This is a genomic window from Agarivorans sp. DSG3-1, assembly GCF_046774965.1.
Classification (GTDB): Bacteria; Pseudomonadota; Gammaproteobacteria; order Enterobacterales; family Celerinatantimonadaceae; genus Agarivorans.
The window spans coordinates 1,654,722-1,673,364 of record NZ_CP177241.1; the positions used below are offsets into that span (position 1 = coordinate 1,654,722).

General features: G+C 44.7%; 21 protein-coding genes. 6 read left to right on the top strand and 15 right to left on the bottom strand.

The genetic code is table 11. The features are described from left to right. Nucleotides 1-10 precede the first annotated feature (10 nt). From trmL to ACLD71_RS07790, 3 genes are read right to left on the bottom strand one after another with little or no spacing between them, the layout of a single operon-like run. Complete coding sequence (gene trmL, locus ACLD71_RS07780; protein WP_137674797.1) at nucleotides 11-475, bottom strand: tRNA (uridine(34)/cytosine(34)/5-carboxymethylaminomethyluridine(34)-2'-O)-methyltransferase TrmL; 465 nt, start codon at nucleotides 473-475, stop codon at nucleotides 11-13. 27 nt (nucleotides 476-502) lie between these two features. Continuing rightward, nucleotides 503-1,837: an ATP-binding protein gene (locus tag ACLD71_RS07785; RefSeq protein WP_411993960.1), complete on the bottom strand. Its 1,335-nt coding sequence runs from the start codon at nucleotides 1,835-1,837 to the stop codon at nucleotides 503-505. Between the two features lie 2 nt (nucleotides 1,838-1,839). Continuing rightward, nucleotides 1,840-2,526: a response regulator gene (locus tag ACLD71_RS07790; protein ID WP_411993962.1), complete on the bottom strand. Its 687-nt coding sequence runs from the start codon at nucleotides 2,524-2,526 to the stop codon at nucleotides 1,840-1,842. A gap of 157 nt (nucleotides 2,527-2,683) precedes the next feature. Here ACLD71_RS07790 and ACLD71_RS07795 point away from each other — a divergent pair, with 157 nt between their 5' ends. The 3 genes from ACLD71_RS07795 to cysE are packed head-to-tail and all read left to right on the top strand — an operon-like array spanning nucleotide 2,684 to nucleotide 4,915. Next, nucleotides 2,684-3,154, top strand: a complete 471-nt coding sequence (locus ACLD71_RS07795; RefSeq protein WP_411993964.1) for a Spy/CpxP family protein refolding chaperone — start codon at nucleotides 2,684-2,686, stop codon at nucleotides 3,152-3,154. Between the two features lie 42 nt (nucleotides 3,155-3,196). Further along, nucleotides 3,197-4,099 carry a cation diffusion facilitator family transporter gene (locus tag ACLD71_RS07800; RefSeq protein ID WP_411993966.1) on the top strand — a complete coding sequence of 301 codons (903 nt, stop codon included), beginning with the start codon at nucleotides 3,197-3,199 and terminating at the stop codon, nucleotides 4,097-4,099. Nucleotides 4,100-4,108: 9 nt separating this feature from the next. Continuing rightward, nucleotides 4,109-4,915: a serine O-acetyltransferase gene (gene cysE / locus ACLD71_RS07805; RefSeq protein WP_201798769.1), complete on the top strand. Its 807-nt coding sequence runs from the start codon at nucleotides 4,109-4,111 to the stop codon at nucleotides 4,913-4,915. A gap of 16 nt (nucleotides 4,916-4,931) precedes the next feature. Here the strand turns inward: cysE and ACLD71_RS07810 are convergent, their stop codons facing one another. Next, the gene (locus ACLD71_RS07810) at nucleotides 4,932-5,153 is read right to left on the bottom strand and encodes a DUF1653 domain-containing protein (protein WP_137674792.1); all 222 of its coding nucleotides are present in this window, start codon (nucleotides 5,151-5,153) and stop codon (nucleotides 4,932-4,934) included. A gap of 192 nt (nucleotides 5,154-5,345) precedes the next feature. Here ACLD71_RS07810 and zapB point away from each other — a divergent pair, with 192 nt between their 5' ends. Continuing rightward, nucleotides 5,346-5,552 carry a cell division protein ZapB gene (zapB, locus tag ACLD71_RS07815; RefSeq protein WP_137674791.1) on the top strand — a complete coding sequence of 69 codons (207 nt, stop codon included), beginning with the start codon at nucleotides 5,346-5,348 and terminating at the stop codon, nucleotides 5,550-5,552. Nucleotides 5,553-5,569: 17 nt separating this feature from the next. On the opposite strand, the gene rraA is transcribed toward zapB, so the two are convergent. The 8 genes from rraA to priA form a co-directional block, all read right to left on the bottom strand. Beyond that, complete coding sequence (gene rraA / locus ACLD71_RS07820) at nucleotides 5,570-6,058, bottom strand: ribonuclease E activity regulator RraA (protein ID WP_137674790.1); 489 nt, start codon at nucleotides 6,056-6,058, stop codon at nucleotides 5,570-5,572. Nucleotides 6,059-6,239: 181 nt separating this feature from the next. Next, nucleotides 6,240-7,571 carry an HslU--HslV peptidase ATPase subunit gene (gene hslU / locus ACLD71_RS07825; RefSeq protein WP_137674789.1) on the bottom strand — a complete coding sequence of 444 codons (1,332 nt, stop codon included), beginning with the start codon at nucleotides 7,569-7,571 and terminating at the stop codon, nucleotides 6,240-6,242. Nucleotides 7,572-7,590: 19 nt separating this feature from the next. After that, nucleotides 7,591-8,121, bottom strand: a complete 531-nt coding sequence (gene hslV, locus ACLD71_RS07830; protein ID WP_411993969.1) for an ATP-dependent protease subunit HslV — start codon at nucleotides 8,119-8,121, stop codon at nucleotides 7,591-7,593. A gap of 169 nt (nucleotides 8,122-8,290) precedes the next feature. Further along, complete coding sequence (locus tag ACLD71_RS07835) at nucleotides 8,291-8,944, bottom strand: division plane positioning ATPase MipZ (protein ID WP_137674787.1); 654 nt, start codon at nucleotides 8,942-8,944, stop codon at nucleotides 8,291-8,293. A 107-nt stretch (nucleotides 8,945-9,051) separates the two neighbouring features. Next, nucleotides 9,052-9,354, bottom strand: a complete 303-nt coding sequence (locus tag ACLD71_RS07840; RefSeq protein WP_137674786.1) for a PilZ domain-containing protein — start codon at nucleotides 9,352-9,354, stop codon at nucleotides 9,052-9,054. A 318-nt stretch (nucleotides 9,355-9,672) separates the two neighbouring features. Next, nucleotides 9,673-10,233 (bottom strand): SPOR domain-containing protein, encoded by a 561-nt coding sequence (locus ACLD71_RS07845; protein ID WP_411993971.1) that lies wholly within the window; start codon nucleotides 10,231-10,233, stop codon nucleotides 9,673-9,675. Nucleotides 10,234-10,235: 2 nt separating this feature from the next. Further along, nucleotides 10,236-11,990 carry an arginine--tRNA ligase gene (gene argS / locus ACLD71_RS07850; RefSeq protein WP_303516221.1) on the bottom strand — a complete coding sequence of 585 codons (1,755 nt, stop codon included), beginning with the start codon at nucleotides 11,988-11,990 and terminating at the stop codon, nucleotides 10,236-10,238. Between the two features lie 188 nt (nucleotides 11,991-12,178). After that, nucleotides 12,179-14,383, bottom strand: coding sequence for a primosomal protein N' (gene priA / locus ACLD71_RS07855; protein ID WP_137674783.1), 2,205 nt, complete (start codon nucleotides 14,381-14,383; stop codon nucleotides 12,179-12,181). A 241-nt stretch (nucleotides 14,384-14,624) separates the two neighbouring features. Here priA and rpmE point away from each other — a divergent pair, with 241 nt between their 5' ends. After that, nucleotides 14,625-14,837: a 50S ribosomal protein L31 gene (gene rpmE, locus ACLD71_RS07860; protein WP_016399703.1), complete on the top strand. Its 213-nt coding sequence runs from the start codon at nucleotides 14,625-14,627 to the stop codon at nucleotides 14,835-14,837. Between the two features lie 78 nt (nucleotides 14,838-14,915). On the opposite strand, the gene ACLD71_RS07865 is transcribed toward rpmE, so the two are convergent. From ACLD71_RS07865 to metJ, 3 genes are all read right to left on the bottom strand, one after another. Beyond that, the gene (locus tag ACLD71_RS07865; RefSeq protein ID WP_411993974.1) at nucleotides 14,916-15,998 is read right to left on the bottom strand and encodes a DUF4062 domain-containing protein; all 1,083 of its coding nucleotides are present in this window, start codon (nucleotides 15,996-15,998) and stop codon (nucleotides 14,916-14,918) included. A 435-nt stretch (nucleotides 15,999-16,433) separates the two neighbouring features. Continuing rightward, on the bottom strand, nucleotides 16,434-16,802 hold the full coding sequence (locus ACLD71_RS07870; protein WP_306766898.1) for a hypothetical protein: 369 nt from the start codon (nucleotides 16,800-16,802) through the stop codon (nucleotides 16,434-16,436). A 228-nt stretch (nucleotides 16,803-17,030) separates the two neighbouring features. Further along, nucleotides 17,031-17,330: a met regulon transcriptional regulator MetJ gene (gene metJ / locus ACLD71_RS07875; RefSeq protein WP_137674780.1), complete on the bottom strand. Its 300-nt coding sequence runs from the start codon at nucleotides 17,328-17,330 to the stop codon at nucleotides 17,031-17,033. Between the two features lie 153 nt (nucleotides 17,331-17,483). Here metJ and metB point away from each other — a divergent pair, with 153 nt between their 5' ends. After that, entirely contained in the window at nucleotides 17,484-18,641 is a 1,158-nt protein-coding gene (gene metB, locus ACLD71_RS07880) for a cystathionine gamma-synthase (RefSeq protein ID WP_137674779.1), read from the top strand. Nucleotides 18,642-18,643: the final 2 nt, after the last annotated feature.

Genomic DNA, 18,643 nt, shown 5'->3' on the forward strand with positions numbered 1-18,643 from the left:
AGGCTTCGCATTATACTGCGTCAATATAACCGAGTTGGCGCCAAGCTTCGTAAGCAAATACCGATACTGCGTTTGATAAGTTCATGCTGCGGCTATCAGCTAACATAGGAATGCGTAAACGAAACTTACTGTCGATTTCAGACAACACATCATCGGGCAAACCACGAGTTTCTGGGCCAAACATTAAGTAGTCACCAGCTTCAAAGCTAAAATCGCTATGAAAACCGCTGCCTTTGGTGGTGCAAGCCAACAATCGGGCGGGCTGTTCGGTGTCCAAAAATGCTTGGTAGTCGGCATGGCGCTTTACCTCAGCAAATTCATGGTAGTCCAAGCCTGCACGCTTAACTTTTTTATCATCCCAAGCAAAACCCAATGGTTCGATGAGGTGTAAGTTACAACCGCTATTCGCCGCTAAACGGATTATTGCGCCGGTATTTTGTGGTATTTCTGGTTGATAAAGCACAATGTTAATCATGATAAGTCCAAGTCGCTGCGAAAAGCGCTATTGTAGTGGTAAGCGCAGGCTAACTTCTAGCCCTTTAGCCGAATGATTGCTCGCGCGAATGCTTCCACCGTGTTGGCGAACCGCTGATTCGGCAATGGCCAAGCCTAAACCCACTCCGCCACTATCGCGATCTCGCGCTTCTCCGCTGCGATAAAATGGCCGGAAAATGCTTTCTAATTCGCCCTCATTTAAGCCTGGCCCATCATCACGAATAACCAGCACTAGCTCATTGTCTTGCTGAGTTATTTGCAGGCTGACATGCTGTTCAGCGTATTTTAAAGCATTACGGCAAACGTTCTCTAAGGCCGAGGCCAAAAGCTGTGGGTAACATACCAGGCTAACATTTGGTGGGTAGCTTGCCGTAAAGGTTTTGTTTAATTGCTCTGCCTCAAACTCACAATCGTTAACGATGTCGTCGATTAGGTCGGGTAAATCAAGCTGTTGTTGCTTGGCATTTACTTGCATACGCGAGAGTGATAACAGTGCGTTTATCATCTCTGCTAAACGTTGTGACTCTCGTTCAATGCGTTCTATTTCTGGGCTCGGCTCTTGGCGTTTTTTATGAATGGCCAGCGCCATATTCATTCGTGTAAGTGGCGAGCGTAGCTCATGGGAAATGTCACTAAGTAAGCGCTGCTGGTTGCTAATAGCCTGGTTTAGGGTATCTACCATGCGTTGCAAGCTATCAGACAGTTGACCAACCTCGTCGCCGCGATGGATCTCGGGCAGTTGAGTGTCTAAGTGGCCAAGTGATACTTTGTTTGCTGCCGATTGCAGTTTCTTGAGTGGCCTTACAATGTGGCGAGTAAGCAAAAAACACAGGGCTAAGCTAAGCCCAATAGCCACCAAACTTAAAAAAACCGGCGATACGCCAAAGTTACGAATGGCATGCATTTGCTCAGGTTTAGCGCGTCGCTCTACATAGAGTAGGTAGCTTTGGTTATCGAGTGTTATTTGCTGAGGGCCAATAAGAATGTACTTTTTATCGAGAGTGATTCTTGGATCTTCAAGGTTATCGTGGTTCGCGATTAAACGGCGCATGTCGCGACTCACATCTGTTTGGTTAATCACTTCACCATTTGCATTCACAATGAAAGGTTTACCAAATCGCCCTTTAAAGCGTGGTTCCAGCTTTGGATGGAGCATTTTCTGAGGGTTGTTCTCAATCCTCTTTGCAAATTCTTGCAAGCTTTTTAGCGCCCAAGAGGGCGCTCTAAAATTATCCTCGCTGACCATTTTCGATAAGTTGATTGAGACAAAAGCCGTGACCAACAAGATCATCCAAAATGAGATGAAGATTTTTACAAATAAGTTGTTAATTAGACGCTTCATTACTACCACTCTAGCCACATATAGCCTTTACCACGCACTGTTTTAATCCGTGGAAGTTGATCTTTACGTGCCGGTATCTTTTTGCGTAAGTTACTAATATGCATATCTAAGCTGCGGTCAAAGGCTTGTAGACGCTTGCCTAATACTTTTTGATTGAGGGCGTCTTTTTCCAATAATTTGCCAGGCTGTTCTAATAAATGCTGCAGTAGCAGTAACTCAGTACTGGTGAGTTCTAGCTCTTGGCCGTCACAATGTACTTGCTGTTTGGCTACCGATAACTTCAAGTCTTGATGGCAGACGAGTTCTTGATTTGCCTCTGTTGGGCTCGCGCTTTGAGTGCGGCGTAAAATTGCCCGGATCCGCGCTAGTAATTCACGCTCACTAAAAGGTTTAGCTAAGTAATCGTCGGCGCCTAGCTCTAAGCCTAATACACGGTCTATTTCATCGCCTTTCGCGGTAAGCATTAGTACTGGCTGTTGGTTGTCTTTGCGTAATTCTTTTAATACTTCAAAGCCATTTTTACCCGGCATCATTACGTCTAATAGCACCAAATCATAGCGCTGCTGTTTTAGCTTTTCTAAGCCACTTAAACCGTCGTTGCATACCTCACAACTAAATCCTTCTAGTTCTAAGAGTTCGCCTAACAATTCGGTCAGCTCTTTGTCATCATCAATTAATAATAGCTTCACAGGCGTTTCTCTTTTCAACATTTATAAGCAAATTGTACAAAACTAGGGCGGCTTTGCGGGGTTTAATTTGTGGCTTTTACATAGCTTTACACTTTACTGCAGTTACTTTGCATTCACTTTTGTAGACTTAAATGGACTTAACAGACCTCAGGAAAATATGATGAAAAAGCTACTTGTTACTACCCTCGTTGGCGCTTTAGTTATTGCACCGGTAGCCTTCGCTGCTAAAGGCAAAATGCAAGATGGCATGAAGCGTGGTGGTCATCCTGCAATGAAAATGATGAAAAAACTGGATTTAACTGATGAACAAAAAGTTCAAGTTAAAGACATTATGCAGCAATACAAGCCTCAAGGTGGCGATAAAGAACAGCACCAAGCAATGCATGAACAGCGTATGGCAATTATTACGTCTGCAACTTTTGATGAAAGTGCAGCGCAAGCCTTGATTGATATCCAACAAGCTAAGCACCAAACGCGTATGTTAAACATGCTGCAAGCTCAGCAAGAGATCTACCAAGTATTAACGCCGGAACAACAGCAAAAATACATCGAAATGAGCAGCAAAAAAATGGAAAAGCAGCAAAAGCGTATGGATAAAGCCAGCAAAAAAGCTCAGTCAGAGAGTTAACTAGCCGTTATACTTTACAAAACTTGAGAAAGAATTTGTGAAGTGGAAAAACAACGCTATCAACGTTTGGTCACTTTGGCTACATGGGTCGCAACCTGTGTAGCGGTGGCCTTGCTTGTCATTAAAGGCGCGGCATTTTTATATACTGGTGCGGTGAGCATTCTTGCCTCTTTGATTGACTCACTAATGGACATTGCCATGTCGTTAGTGAACCTTCTCGCGGTGCGTTATGCACTGCAACCTCCCGATAAAGAACATCGCTTTGGCCACGGCAAAGCGGAACACTTAGCAGGTGTTGCACAAGCTGCGTTTATTACTGGCTCAGCTATTATGCTGTTGTTTGGCGGATTTACTGAATTATTAAACCCTAAAGCCATTGAGCACAGCCGCTTAGGTATTACGGTAATGATTATCTCCACACTAATTACCATTGGTTTAGTAATATTCCAGCGTTATGTCATAGCCAAAACCAATAATAGCGTGATTAAAGCTGATTCGATGCACTACGCCATGGACATTTATATGAATGCCGCAGTGCTGGTTGCGCTGCTGCTAAGCCAGTATGGCTGGTATTGGGCCGATGGTTTGTTCGCGGTGCTAATTGCGGTTTACATTTGTTATGGCGCTTATGGCATTGGCAAAGAATCGGTCCAAAACTTATTAGATAGAGAGTTGCCTGAATCTTTTCAATTACAGGTGTATAATTGCGCGCTGGCTATTCCAGGGGTACTGGGCGCGCATGATATTCGCACCCGCCAGTCTGGGCATACAAAATTTATTCAGCTTCATTTAGAGCTAGATGATAAGCTTATCCTCTACGAGGCACATAGAATTGCCGATGAAGTTGAAGACGCTATGTTAGCGCAATGGCCTGAGGCCGATGTATTGATCCACCAAGATCCTCAATCGGTGGTTCCTAAAGAGAAAAAATTAGAGCTCGAATAAGGTGAAGGTGTGGCAAAGGTAAAGGACTATCAGATCAAGCAAACGTTAGCTGAAACGGTATGGTTACAGATCCGTGATGAAGCCCACCGTATGGCTGAAGACGAACCGATGCTATCGAGTTTTTTCTACTCGACTATTTTGAATCACCATACCTTGGCTTCAGCGTTAAGTTTTCAATTAGCCAGTAAACTGGATAGCTCTACTGTACAAGCGATTCTGTTGCGTGAATTTATTGAAGAGGCCTTGAAGGCCGATCCGTGCATACTTGAAGCAGCTGCCGCAGACATTGTCGCGGTAAAAGACCGCGACCCTGCGGTTAAGTACTACGCTATTCCATTGTTGTATCTAAAAGGCTTCCACGCCCTGCAAGGACATCGCGTAGCCAATTGGTTATGGCATCAAGGGCGCTTGGCATTAGCCCGTTACATGCAAAATCAAATCTCGGCGGTATTTGCGGTAGATATTCACCCTGCAGCTACCATTGGTAAAGGCATTATGCTGGATCATGCTACGGGTATTGTGGTGGGCGAAACGGCGGTAATCGAAGACGAAGTTTCGATTTTACAATCGGTTACCTTAGGTGGTACGGGTAAAGATCGCGGTGACCGTCACCCTAAAGTTCGCCAAGGCGTATTGATAGGCGCTGGTGCTAAAATTTTAGGCAATATTGAGGTAGGTCGCGGCGCCAAAGTGGGCGCCGGTAGTGTGGTTCTAGAAGATGTTCCACCACATACCACCGTAGCAGGCGTGCCTGCTAAAGTAGTTGGTACGCCTAGTTGCGCCACTCCAGCAACAGATATGGGACAAAATATTTAGTCCTAGCCTGTTAGGCTTAGTCTTCAAGTGCTTCGACAAAAGTAAATCGCGGCACTTGCTCACCATCTTGCTCTACTTTCTCAAAAAACATCTCATAAGGTCTCACCCATAGTTTTCCTTCGCCATATAGCGGGCGGTAAAGGACTAAGTGTTCCTCGGTTTCAGAATGTTGTACGGTATCGATAACTTGATATTCTGGGCCTTTATAGTGGCGGTAGCGGCCTTTTTTTAGATTCATGACTATTTATTCAACAACTAGTTAGGGAAATACTGTTCTACGCTTGTTGGCTATAGATGACAAGAGTATGCTGCTTTAAAAGCAGTCATCATCAATATGTGAACGCTGAGCTGGGTTCATTTATCCATGATGACTGATTCAACTCAAATAAGAAGAGTTGGCTGAGAAACAGAATTAACGGGAGAAATATCGATGTCTTTTGACGTATTAGAAAAATTGGAAGCAAAAGTTCAGGTTGCAGTTGATAGCATTGAATTGTTGCGTATGGAAATTGATGAGCTGAAAGAGCAAAACAGCCAATTGAATGACGAAAATGGCCGTTTATTGCAAGAACAGCAAGCTTGGCAAGAACGTCTTAAAGCCTTGTTAGGCCGAATTGAAGACGTTCACGCCGAATAAGCTGCTAGCTTGGGCGCTTATTCTATATCAAGTGGCTCAGGCGATAAGATTACCCCAGTGGTATCTGCATAGATGTGATCTTCTGGAAGGAAGGTCACGCCGCCAAAGTTTACCGGAATATTTACATCCCCTGTCTCATCCTCGGCATCTGCGCCAACGGGAATAGATGCTAAGGCTTGAATGCCTATATCCAAATCTTCAATGGCATCTACATCGCGTACACAACCATAAACAATAATGCCATCCCACTCGTTTTCGGCAGCAGTTTCGGCAATGCTTACATCAACCAATGCGCGGCGTAACGAACCACCACCATCAATAAGCAATACTCGACCCGTTCCAGACTCTTGTACAACTTGGGCGATTAAACCTGAGTTTTCGAAGCACTTAATGGTAGTGATTTCGCCCCCAAAAGCATTTCTGCCACCGTAGCTGGCAAACATGGGTTCAACAACGTCAACCGTATCTGCGTAAAGGTCACAAAGTTCAGAGGTATTATATTCCATGGTCTGGATCCTAAAATTGGCCCGAGTGTTCGCTACCAGTATAAACCCTAAGTTGCCGTTTTCAATTAAGAAATATCAAGTAATTAAGAATTGCATCTAGCCTATGTATAGTGGGCTTTGCATTCCGCGCAGATACAAAAAAAGCCGCCAAAGTGGCGGCTTGAGAGCAGACCAACAGCGCTTATAAAATAAAGCGGCTTAAGTCTTCGTCGGCCACTAGGTCGTCTAAAGACTCGTTAACGTACTTAGCGTCAATCACAACGGTTTGGCCAGCGTTGTCAGAAGCGACAAAGCTTAGCTCTTCCATCAGCTTTTCCATTACCGTGTGTAAACGGCGAGCACCAATGTTTTCGGTACGCTCGTTTACTTGCCATGCTGCATCGGCGATACGGCGAATACCATCTTCGGTAAACTCTATATCTAAGCCTTCGGTAGCCATTAGAGCTTTGTACTGCTCGGTTAGTGATGCGTTGGGTTCGGTAAGAATACGTACAAAATCGTCAGCGCTTAAGGCGCTTAAACTGACGCGAATTGGCAAGCGACCTTGTAATTCAGGAATAAGATCGGAAGGTTTTGCTACCTGGAAAGCACCCGATGCAATAAACAAGATATGATCGGTTTTAACCATGCCATGTTTGGTACTAACGGTTGAGCCTTCTACTAATGGCAGTAGATCTCGCTGAACGCCCTCGCGGCTTACATCTGGACCTGAAGAGTCTCCACGTTTACAAATTTTGTCGATTTCGTCTAAGAATACAATGCCATTGTTTTCAACCGCATGAAGGGCTTTTTCTTTTAGCTCTTCAGGGTTTACCATTTTAGCGGCTTCTTCTTCAATAAGTAGCTTAAGGGCTTCTTTAATCTTAACTTTTCGTTTCTTGGTATCTTTGTTTCCAGACAAGTTTTGGAACATGCCTTGTAGCTGGTTAGTCATCTCTTCCATACCAGGAGGAGCCATAATTTCTACACCCACTTGTGGCTGGGCAATATCAATTTCAATCTCTTTATCGTCTAGCTTGCCTTCGCGTAGTTTCTTGCGGAAAGTTTGACGGGTAGAGCTTTCTTCGCCTTTTTCCTCATGGCCAAAGGTATCTTTAGCCGGTGGGAGTAGCGCGTCTAGAATGCGGTCTTCAGCTTGGTCTTCTGCACGAAAACGGAATTTTTCGGTTTCTTGTTCGCGAGTAATTTTGAATGCTACATCGGCCAAATCACGAATAATAGTTTCAACTTCTTTACCCACATAACCCACTTCAGTGAATTTTGTCGCTTCTACTTTAATAAATGGTGCGTGAGCAAGCTTCGCTAAGCGGCGGGCAATTTCTGTTTTACCCACACCGGTTGGGCCAATCATTAGAATATTTTTTGGGGTGACTTCTTGGCGCAACTCGGCATCAAGTTGCATACGACGCCAGCGGTTACGAAGCGCTATCGCTACTGCACGTTTTGCATCTGCTTGGCCAATAATGTGGTTGTCTAACTCTGAGACGATTTCTCTTGGGGTCATTTTCGACATGATGTTTTCCTGCAAAGCCTTAGGCTTTAGCGTCTAATTCTTCGATGGTGTGATTTAAGTTAGTAAATACACAAATGTTACCGGCAATGGTCAGACTTTTTTCTGCGATTTCGCGCGCGCCTAGCTCGGTATTTTCTAATAGGGCTAATGCCGCCGATTGGGCGAAGGGTCCACCCGAGCCAATGGCAATTAAGTCCTGTTCTGGCTGAACCACATCACCATTACCAGTAATGATTAGCGAGGCCTCGCCATCAGCTACTGCAAGAAGTGCTTCTAGTTTGCGTAACATGCGGTCGGTTCGCCAATCTTTGGCGAGCTCTACAGCGGCTTTAGTAAGATGGCCCTGGTGCATTTCAAGCTTGGCTTCAAAGCGTTCGAATAGGGTGAAAGCATCGGCTGTGCCGCCAGCAAAGCCGGCGAGAACTTTACCGTGGTATAGGCGGCGCACTTTCTTGGCGTTGCCTTTCATCACAGTATTGCCAAGGGAGACTTGGCCATCGCCAGCAATGATCACTTTGCCGTTGCGGCGTACGGAGACGATAGTAGTCACGTTATTTCCTCAATTGGTTGAGCTAACTGTATACATTAGCTTAGCTATACTTTTGAAATGGGGGAGGCTAAGGTCTTTTTCAAGGTATTTACCGAAAAACAGCGGCTAATCGCAGTTTAACTCGCCGCATTTTAGGCCGTGATTTGGTTTTCTTAGAAGAATGTCGCGTCTAATTGGTGGGTGAGACATCAAGAAATTCTTTAATGATCGCGTCAAGCTCTTTAGCTGCTTGGCTATTGGGTTCTATTTCATTAATTGAACGGCCAGTTTCTTCGGCTTCATCATAGGCGAAATGATGCTGGCTTTCCGATTCCAATACATGCAATCCAAGAGCTTGGCACTGCTGCCTCGCATCGTTAACTCGTTGTGTCTGTTTAGCCGAGGTTGTGCATTGACTTAGCACGATGCTCGCTGTCATGTTCGGGTTCACTAATCGGCAAGTACTTATTGCGTCATCTAGAAAGCTGAGGCTTTTTAAGTCGCGCTGTTTTGGGCGAATAGGTAGCAGCACTTTCTGAGCAACCGACATAGCAGCGCCTAAGGCCAAATTGTCTAAGCCTCCGCAGTCAATCACTACATAGTCATGACGGCTTTTTAGGTTCAGCAAATCATTACGAATTTTGCCAAATAAACGAATGCCATCAATATGGCTAAGTGCGGTGTTTATAGCGCGGGTATTAATCCAGTCAAGGCTAGACTGATGGTCATCGCAGTCAACGATTAAGACTTTGGGGTGTTTAGTAGTGGTGAGGTGAACCGCAATGTTCTGTGCAAAGCTGCTCTTGCCGTTGCCACCTTTTTCTCCGCCAACCAGTATTAACATGGCTGCTCCTTCTTATTATCACTTGTGGCCAAATGTGCTTTTGGCCGCCAATCAAGTCCTAATAAGTATAAGACACTCCACGGATATTGCTTGGAGCGTGATTTTTTTTACAACAATAACAAAAACATATGGTAACTGGTGAAGTTCTTTCGATGGCAACGAGCCACCTTGGCTTTCATTTCTGTGGCGTCAGCATGTTCAGTGGCAAATTTTATTATAAGTTTGGTGCCAATCTGTAGATCATCACTGTGCATAATTAACAAGCCGCGACGTGATATGTCTATGCAAGTTGCTTCTATGCTTTCAGCTTCTCCATCGCTGTTTTTCCACATAAGTTTTACTGGCTCATTTTCTAGATCCAGTCGCATTGAGCGCCGACGATCTAGCTGCTCTAGTTCGGTGTTTTCCATTTCATCGCGTTCCTATTACGAGTCGCGGATTTAAAGCCTATAAATATTCCGCATTTTAACTGTTATTAACAATATAGCGTAGCTACATTTTTATAACATAGTTGAGAACCAGTTCAAATAACTAATATTTTTAATTGCTTAGCGTTGTTTTTTTAACAAAGCTTAACTAATGACTAAGAATATTTAGCTACAAACTTGACGATACCCAGCATTATTTTTGGTTATAAATAATACAAGATTTAAATAGAATGAAAAGTCTAAGTGGTTAAAATATAAGCCGAATAGCATTTATTCGGCTTAAAGAGGATTTTTGACTTGTTAGAAGTTCCAGTGCCAGATTTGGCAGCCATTTATCTTGGCACGTTGTAGCACGTGTCGAGCACGTTCTGCATCGCGTTTAGTAGGAAATGGGCCTAATACAACGCGATACCAAGCGCCATTTTTACCTTCGGTACGTCTTATTTGGCTTTCTAAGCCTGCAAAAGCGATTAAGGCTTTGCTCTCTTCTGCTTTATCGCGGCTGCGGAAAGAAGCACATTGCATTTGATAAGGTTTAGCCGGTTCAGCTGACTTTTCAGCTAACTCTACTTCTACCTTTTTCTCTTCCAATTCTTTTACGTAGGTGCGCTCTTTAGGCGGCTCGGGTAAGCGAGTTTTGGGCTTAGTTTTGGTTGCCTGAGGTTTTACTATCTCGCTTAGCTCTGGCGCTGGAGTTGGTGCAGTGCCTTTAATATTAAACAGCAAAACAGAAAAACCAACAATTGCAGCCACTACGCCAAGGGCGAGCGGCAGCGGAAAGCGCTTTTTATTGCTTACTGCAAGGCTAGGTTTAGCCGTGCGTTTTTTGGGCTTACTGCGCCCAACGTAGTCCTTAGCCATACTTACATGCGTTCCAGGGTGTCAATTCCTAGTAGTGATAAGCCTTGGTCAAGCACTTTAGCGGTAAGTGCCGCTAAACGTAAACGGCTGCACTTAGTGTCGCTGTCTACTTCGTCTTTAAGGATTGGGCAAGCTTCGTAGAAGGTCATGAATGCGCCGGCTAGCTCGTAGAGGTAGTTACACATCATGTGTGGCATACCTTTGTTGGCCACATTATGCACTGCATCGCTAAACTGAATGAGCTTTTGCGCCAAGGCGATTTCGGCTTCTTGCTCTAGCTTAATAGCCTGTTGCAAGTTAGCTACGTCAATCTCTGAGCGGCGAATAATTGACTGAATACGGGTGTAAGCGTACTGCAAGTAAGGAGCCGTGTTGCCGTTAAAGGCCAGCATGTTCTCCCAATCAAAGATGTAATCGGTAGTACGGTTCTTTGATAGATCGGCGTATTTTACTGCGCCCATGGCTATTGCTTTAGCTGCCACAACTTGTTGTTCGGCATCTAAATCGCGTGATTTTTCGGCCACAATGGTTTGCGCGCGTTGCTCGGCTTCTTCCAGTAAATCTACGAGTTTAACCGTGCCACCACTACGGGTTTTGAATGGGCGACCATCTTTGCCAAGCATCATGCCAAACGCATGGTGCTCTAAAGGTACTTCTTCAGGCACGTAACCCGCTTTACGAACAATGTTCCACGCTTGCATAAGATGCTGATGCTGACGTGAATCGATGAAGTACAATACGCGATCGGCATTTAAGTTTTGGTAACGGTATTTGGCACAGGCGATGTCGGTGGTGGTATACAAGAAACCGCCATCTTTCTTCTGAATAATAACGCCCATAGGGTCGCCATCTTTGTTCTTGTACTCATCTAAGAACACCACGGTTGCGCCGTTATCTTCTACTGCTAATCCCTGTTGTTTGAGGTCGCTAACAACTTCGTTCAACATAGGGTTGTACATGCTTTCGCCCATCACATCGTTTTTAGTTAACGATACGTTTAAGCGATCGTATACCGCTTGGTTATGGCTAAGGGTTACATCGACTAACTTGCGCCACATGGTATTGCAGTATTCATCGCCACTTTGCAGTTTAACCACATAGTTACGGGCGCGTTCGGCAAACACTTCGTCGCTGTCGTAACGTGCTTTTGACTCCCGATAGAATACTTCTAAATCGGCTAGCTCAATGTCGCCAGCGTCAGTGCCGCGCGCTTCAACTTCTTCAAGATTAGCGATAAGCATGCCAAATTGTGTACCCCAATCACCAATGTGATTAGCGCGAACTACTTTATGGCCTAAAAACTCTAGAGTGCGAACAACCGCGTCGCCAATAATGGTTGAGCGTAGGTGGCCTACGTGCATTTCTTTGGCTACGTTTGGTGCAGAGTAATCCACAACAATCGTTTGAGTTTGCTCGGCTGGTTTAACGTTGGCAGTTGCAGAAGTGGCCATGGCTTCAACTTGCGAAGCTAACCAATCGTTATTCAGGTAAAAGTTAATGAAGCCAGGGCCTGCGATATTGGTTTTTTCTACCAATGTAGATGCTGGCAGGTTGTCTACGATTAGTTGAGCCAGTTCACGCGGGTTTTTACCCGCAGGTTTGGCAGCCATTAGCGCAAGGTTGGTGGCTAAATCCCCATGAGCTTTATCTTTGGTTCGGTCTACTTGGATCTTTGGTTCGAATCCTTCAGGAAGCACCTGCTGTTGTTTCAGGGCTGTGACCGTTTGTTCCAGAAGTTGTTGAATAAGCTCTTTCATGTAGGTTGACACCAATCTCGCGTAAATAGAATGTACAAAGCGGGCATTTTACCGACAATTTGTGATGAAAACTATCTCTTATCTTGGCTAATTAAGCTTGGTTTTCAACATCAAGGGAAATAGTCGTTAATCCTAGGTGTTAAAGGCTGCGAGATAGATCCTCGCCACTTGGAAAAACACCCACTTATTTATTGCATGTCGTAGGGGTCAATATCTAGCGACCAACGCACTTTTCGGCTCAATTTTAAGCGTTCTAGTTGTGGTAATAAGCGATAAACCAACTGATGCAAATTGGGCCGCTGTTCAGCTTGAACCAAAAGTTGCATGCGGTATTTACCGGCTCGGCGAGCTTGTGGTGCAGGAGAGGGCGGAAATACCCATGTATCGCCTTGCTGCAATGGCTGAGCTAGCTGATAAAGCTGCTGGCTTAGCTCATTCACTGCATTACCGTCTGCCGCTTCAAAGCGGAATAAGGCTTGAAAGCTAAAGGGCGGTAGCTCGGTGTCTTTGCGCTCGTTTAAGGCAAAGCGAGCAAAGTGTTGGTAACCGTTGTTGATAAGATCTTGCAGTAATTCATGCTCGGGGTGATGCGATTGCAGCATCACCTTACCTAACAGGTTGGCTCGACCGGCTCGACCGGCAACTTGCACATAAAGCTGGGCTAAGCGCTCAGGCGCGCGAAAATCAGAGCAGAATAGGGCGTGGTCAATATCGAGCAATGCCACCAAGGTCACGTTGGGAAAATGGTGGCCTTTGGCGAGCATTTGGGTGCCAATAAGAATTTGATACTGGTTGCTATGAATATCGTTGAGCAGCTGCTCTAAACTACCTTTACGGCGAGTGCTGTCACGGTCGATACGTGCCACTTTGTATTCAGGGAATATTTCCAGCAGCGCTTCTTGTAGCTGCTCGGTACCTAAACCTGTCGTCACTAAGTTGGTGGAGCCACATTGGGTACATTGGTGAGGTACCGCTTTTTGGCTACCACAATGGTGACAGGCTAAATGGCGAGGTTGCTGATGGTAAGTAAAGTAAGCTTCGCAGCGCTCACACTCACACACATGGCCACATTCATGGCACAACAACGCCGGGGCATAGCCGCGACGATTAAGAAATAGCATCACTTGGCGACCGGCTTTTAACTCAATGCGCATCGCTTTGATCAACGCTGGCGATAAACCTGACGATAGTGGCTGTTGGCGAATGTCTAACAATTGCTGCTCGGCTAGAGCGGCGTTACCGGCTCGCTGTTTTAACTCTAAATGTGAATAGCGGCCACTAAGCGCGTTATGCAAACTCTCTAATGAAGGCGTAGCTGAGCCAAGCACAATAGGCGTTTTTTCCATGCGGGCGCGCACAATGGCTAAGTCGCGAGCGTGATAGCGAAAACTGTCTTGCTGTTTAAACGAGCTGTCGTGTTCTTCATCAATGATTATCACTCCGGGGTTAGCCATAGGGGTGAATACCGCAGAGCGGGTGCCAATAATGATGCCGGCTTCGCCGCTTTTTGCTTTAAGCCAGGCACTTAAACGTTCGGTATCATTTAATCCAGAGTGAATAGCAAAAACCGGCACTGTAAAACGCTCAGCAAAGCGGGCTAAAGTTTGCGGGGTTAGGCCAATTTCTGGCACCAGCACTAAGGCTTGTTTACCTTGCGCAAGTACCTCGGCAATCACGTTTAAGTAAACTTCGGTTTTACCCGATCCGGTAATGCCCTCAATCAGAAAAGCCTGAAAGCTGCCTATGCTTTGATTGATGGCCGCCACTGCAATGGCTTGCTCTGAGTTCAGCTGTAAAGATGCGCTTTTATTGGTGTCGTGTTTTGACCACGTTTTTGCTTCAGGGCTAATGTCGATTTTCTTAAGTAGGTCTTTATCCAGCAAAGCCTTTAAGGCGGTGCGAGAAAGCTCTTGCTGCTTGCATTGCTCGTCACTTAGCTGGCCATTAGTTTGCTGTTGTAAATGGCCTAGCACTACGCCTTGTTTCGGCGCGCGGCTAAAGCTACTTAAATCGGCTTGTTTACCTTGGTCTGTAAGCTGCCAAGCAACAACGCTTTTGGCTTTGGCTGGCTCGCCTTTGCGTAAAAGTGCCGGCAAGGCTTGGCTGATCACATCGCCCAAGCTGTGGTGATAATAAGAGCTGGCCCAGTTCAGTAGCTTAAATAGGCTTTCTGGCAATAGTGCTTGTTGGTCGAGCGATTCAGTAAAAGCCTTGAGTTTGTCTTCTTCAATGTCGCTATCGCTGGGGTGCTCAATCACTAAACCCACTTTTTCGCCTTTACCAAAGGGTACCTTTACGCGACTACCAATCACTGGCAAAGGAGTACCATCAGGTACGCTGTAATCAAATAGGCGACGTAGCGGAATGGCTAAGGCAACACGAACTATGGACACTAATGAATGAACTCTAGGAAAAAACCTGCCTCATTCTACTGGCAGAGTGTGCAAAGGGGCAAATGGCACGTGAGGTGTTTTTTTAAACGCTTATTGTTATATCTTGCTTGCTAAGCGTGTTGGCTTCTTATATGATCCGCCACCTAAAAATTTATAGGCTCTGATAGAGTTGCTTTCGTATGGTGTTTGGTGTCAATTGTGGCGACCAGATGGCGATACGGCCCAAGTATTGAGGTAATCCATGAAAACTGATATCCATCCAACTTACGAAGTACTTACTGCTACTTGTTCTTGCGGTAACGTAATCGAAACTAAATCTACTCGCACTGGCGCAATGTTCCTAGACGTATGTGACAAATGTCACCCGTTCTACACTGGTAAGCAACGTAACGTTGATACCGGTGGTCGTGTTGATCGTTTCAACAAGAAATTCGCTGTATTGGGCAAAAAATAAGCCAGTCTTATTTACGCTACACAGCAAACAAAAAGCGCCTAAGGGCGCTTTTTTTGTGTCTGGAAACCTATGTGATTTTTATTCGTTCACAGGGTAAGAAACTATGTATCCATTTTCATCTATTGTGTAGATTTGCTTTTCTTTTAGCCATGCCTGAATCAAAAAAATATCTTCTGGGTGCACTGAAAAATGTCGAATGTCACCTGTTCGGTATGTACCGCCAACTAATGGAAACATTGGAACGGCCTCGTTTGAAGTTGATAGAGTGGTATCAAACACGTACTCTTTGATTAGAATTCCTATTTCTCCTTCAGAGCTAACCTGCCTAATTTTCTCTTCAACTATGTGTTTTAGTTTGCTTATATCTACATTGGTTGAATACGAAGATTGGATGAATCCGTTGCCTCGATATCTAAACTGCAAAATAGAATATCTTATTTTCCAAAACTCTTTTCCTGTAGGCTGGCTATCAATAGGGGAGTTAAGTACAGGTATACTGGATAAAGCTCCAATCCCACGAGCAATTTCGAGTTCTAGCCGTTGAACTTTCCTATTTAATTTCTCATTTTCACTACTCAAACGTTGGGAGAGTAGGTTATCTGTTGATGAGTCTAAAGCTCTTATCCAACCAGGCATTGGATGCGAATTAATTAGCTCATTTATAGCAAAAGTTACTTTAAGAGCGAGGTCTTCCGGAGACTCCCAGTATGAACACATTCGGTTATTGTTTTCAACGACACTTCTAAAAGCTGAGTAAAGTTCTCTTCCATGATCAGTTCTTTCTACTTTACTAGCCTTTAAGTCTTCTGGGTCTTTAAACAAGAAGCTTATAATCGGTATATTTTGGGTTATAGCATAGTGATATTCGTGATGAGTAAAACTACGAGACACTTTTCTAGACCTCTTAAAGCCGAATTCATCTCGGTAAGGCTCATTGATTTCACACTCACTCCCGTATCTTCCCCCAAGAACAAGAACATAATAGTCGCATTCGTCTATGAGACCTTTTATGAACTCCCATTGAGTTGTGTTGGTAGATGGGAAAAGTTCCATTCCGACTGGAATGCAGTTGCATTTTAGCAAGTTTTCAGAGACGAACTTTCTTTCATCTTTCAAATCATCGTAAGTCGAGCTAACAAAAACCTGATATTTCTTTTGCATATGATTCTCTCTAAAACTGTTGATCTTTGGTCAACTCTTCCTGTTCAATACCTTATCATTTAATTGTATTTTGATTGCGCTCTACCTTCATAAATGATGATGTATTTGTTATTTAGAAATAGACATGCTTATTGTGCGGAGTATTTTCCCACCATTATCGCCGAGTGGCGCAGGCGCGCTTTAAACTGAGGTGAAAGCACAGATGTAAACAAAGCATCGCTTTGTGTGCTTGAACACAGGAGGCAGGTAATGCGGGGCAACCTTTCTTTTACTTCGTTTTCTTTGGTTGTTCAAAGAAAATGGTGTCGCCGTTAGGCGAAACGGGTGCGTTTAGCTAACAGATGAGAAATAAAGCAAATGGAGTCAAGCTTAGCCTTAAGTAAGACAAAACAACAAAAGCCGCTTAATCAGCGGCTTCGTTTTATCAATTAGTACTTAGTTGTTGGCTTCTTCTCTCTGCTCTAAAGAGCGAGTTTTACCCAAAGTCCATGTGTCATAATCTCGCAGCAAATAGAGTGCTAAGCATGCGGCTAGCATTGGCCAAGCAGCAAAGAACAATAAGTTATTAAATGGGTCTAGATACTTAGCAAATGAAGAAAATGTTGAACCAGCATGTAGTACCAACACTGCAAGGTAGGTGATGTTTTTCCATAAACCTAAGGTAAAGGCTGCGATAAAGGCCAGTTGTGCAAGCCCCATCGCAATAAGTGTATTGGTGGTTAAATTTAATCCGTAAAAGCCAGAGAACACTTTTATTGCATGCTCTGGTACAAGTACTTTATCTAAGGCCCATATTGTAAACACGAGGGCAATGCTTAGCCTTAAACATAAAAGACCAAGTGATAGCTTTGAGGCTAACTGAGGTGGGTACGACGTTTTCATCCTTTTACCTATTTAAAGTTAAGAGCCTGTTTACAGACCGGTAAGCCCCCAAATTGATTACAGTTTATGTGTAATAGTTGGTGAAAATAATTTGTTGTGCGCTGGGTTTAGGCAATAAAAAAGCCGCTCGGTGAGCGGCTTTGTAAAATCTTAATCTTCTTTATTGAGTTCTGCTTGGGCGGCTTTTTCTAAGGCCGGGTCGGGCTTGTCTTTTTGCAAGTCGGCATCGTCGGGGAGCGGCTGGCCTGTGTAGGCATGAAGGAAAGCCTCACAAAGCAGTTCGCTATTGGTGGCGTGACGCAGGTTATTAATTTGTCTGCGAGTACGCTCGTCAGTGAGTATCTTTAATACCTTAAGCGGAATTGATACTGTGATTTTTTTAACTTGTTCGCTTTTTTTACCGTGTTCAGCGTAAGGGCTGATCCACTCACCGTTCCATTCTGTCGACATACTACAATACACACCAAACCAAAGAGACCCTATTGTAACGGGGGAAATGCGACTTAGCAATCCAACAGCAAAGACATTTAGACGTCTAGAAGTGTTGACGTCTTTTTTGCTGGTGGTAAAGTGGCAGGATGAATTGAGGGAGTAGATCAGCAAATGTCTTTAAAAGATCTTCAAGCTGCCACTATAGCAGTGCGCAGCGGTATAGAAAGTGATAGCCAACACGGCGCAGTAGTGCCGCCTATTTATTTGTCTAGCAATTATAGCTTTGCTGATTTTAATCAGAAGCGTCAGTTTGATTACAGTCGCTCTGGTAATCCAACCCGTCATATTTTGGCTGAGGCGATTGCCGATTTAGAACATGGTGCTGGTGCGGTGATTACTAACACCGGTATGTCGGCGGTTAACCTTGTTACAGCCTTGCTTGAGCCGGGCGATTTATTGGTTGCGCCGCATGATTGTTACGGTGGTAGCTACCGTTTATTCGACAGCCTAGCTAAGAAAAATGCCTTTGAAGTGGCTTTTGTTGATCAAAACGATTACGCAGCGTTGACGCAGTTATTGGCTAAGAAGCCCAAATTAGTGTGGTTAGAGACCCCAAGTAACCCTTTGCTTCGAATTGTAGACATTAAAACTATTGCCGAACAAGCACATGCTGCTGGTGCATTGGTGGTGGTAGACAACACCTTTTTATCACCCGCTTTGCAAACGCCAATTTTGTTAGGTGCCGACATTGTGGTGCACTCGGCCACTAAATACATTAACGGCCACTCGGACGTGGTTGCCGGTATGGTGGTTGCGGCCAACGAAGAACTGGCCGAGCAATTGGCTTGGTGGGCTAACTGTTTAGGGTTAACGGGTTCGGCTTTTGATTCCTACCTTACTTTGCGTGGTTTGCGCACACTAAAAGCTAGAATGAATGTGCATCAAGAAAATGCTCAAGCCATTGTGGCTTGTTTGCAGCAGCAAGGCGTTGTGGGCAACATCTATTATCCTGGATTACCAGAGCACCCAGGGCATGCGCTGGCGCAAAGTCAGCAACGCGGTTTTGGTGCTATGTTGAGTTTTGAGCTGGAACTTGAAGAAAGCCAAATGGTTAAGTTTCTTAAAAACTTACAATTGTTCTCTTTGGCGGAATCTTTAGGTGGGGTAGAGAGTCTAATCGCTCACCCTGCTACCATGACTCACGCGGCGATGTCGGCTGAAGCCTTAGCGGAAGCGGGAATTTCTAACCAGCTATTACGGGTATCGGTGGGTTTAGAAGACGCCCAAGATTTAGTTAATGACTTACAACAGGCCTTTGCCTCGCTTTAAGC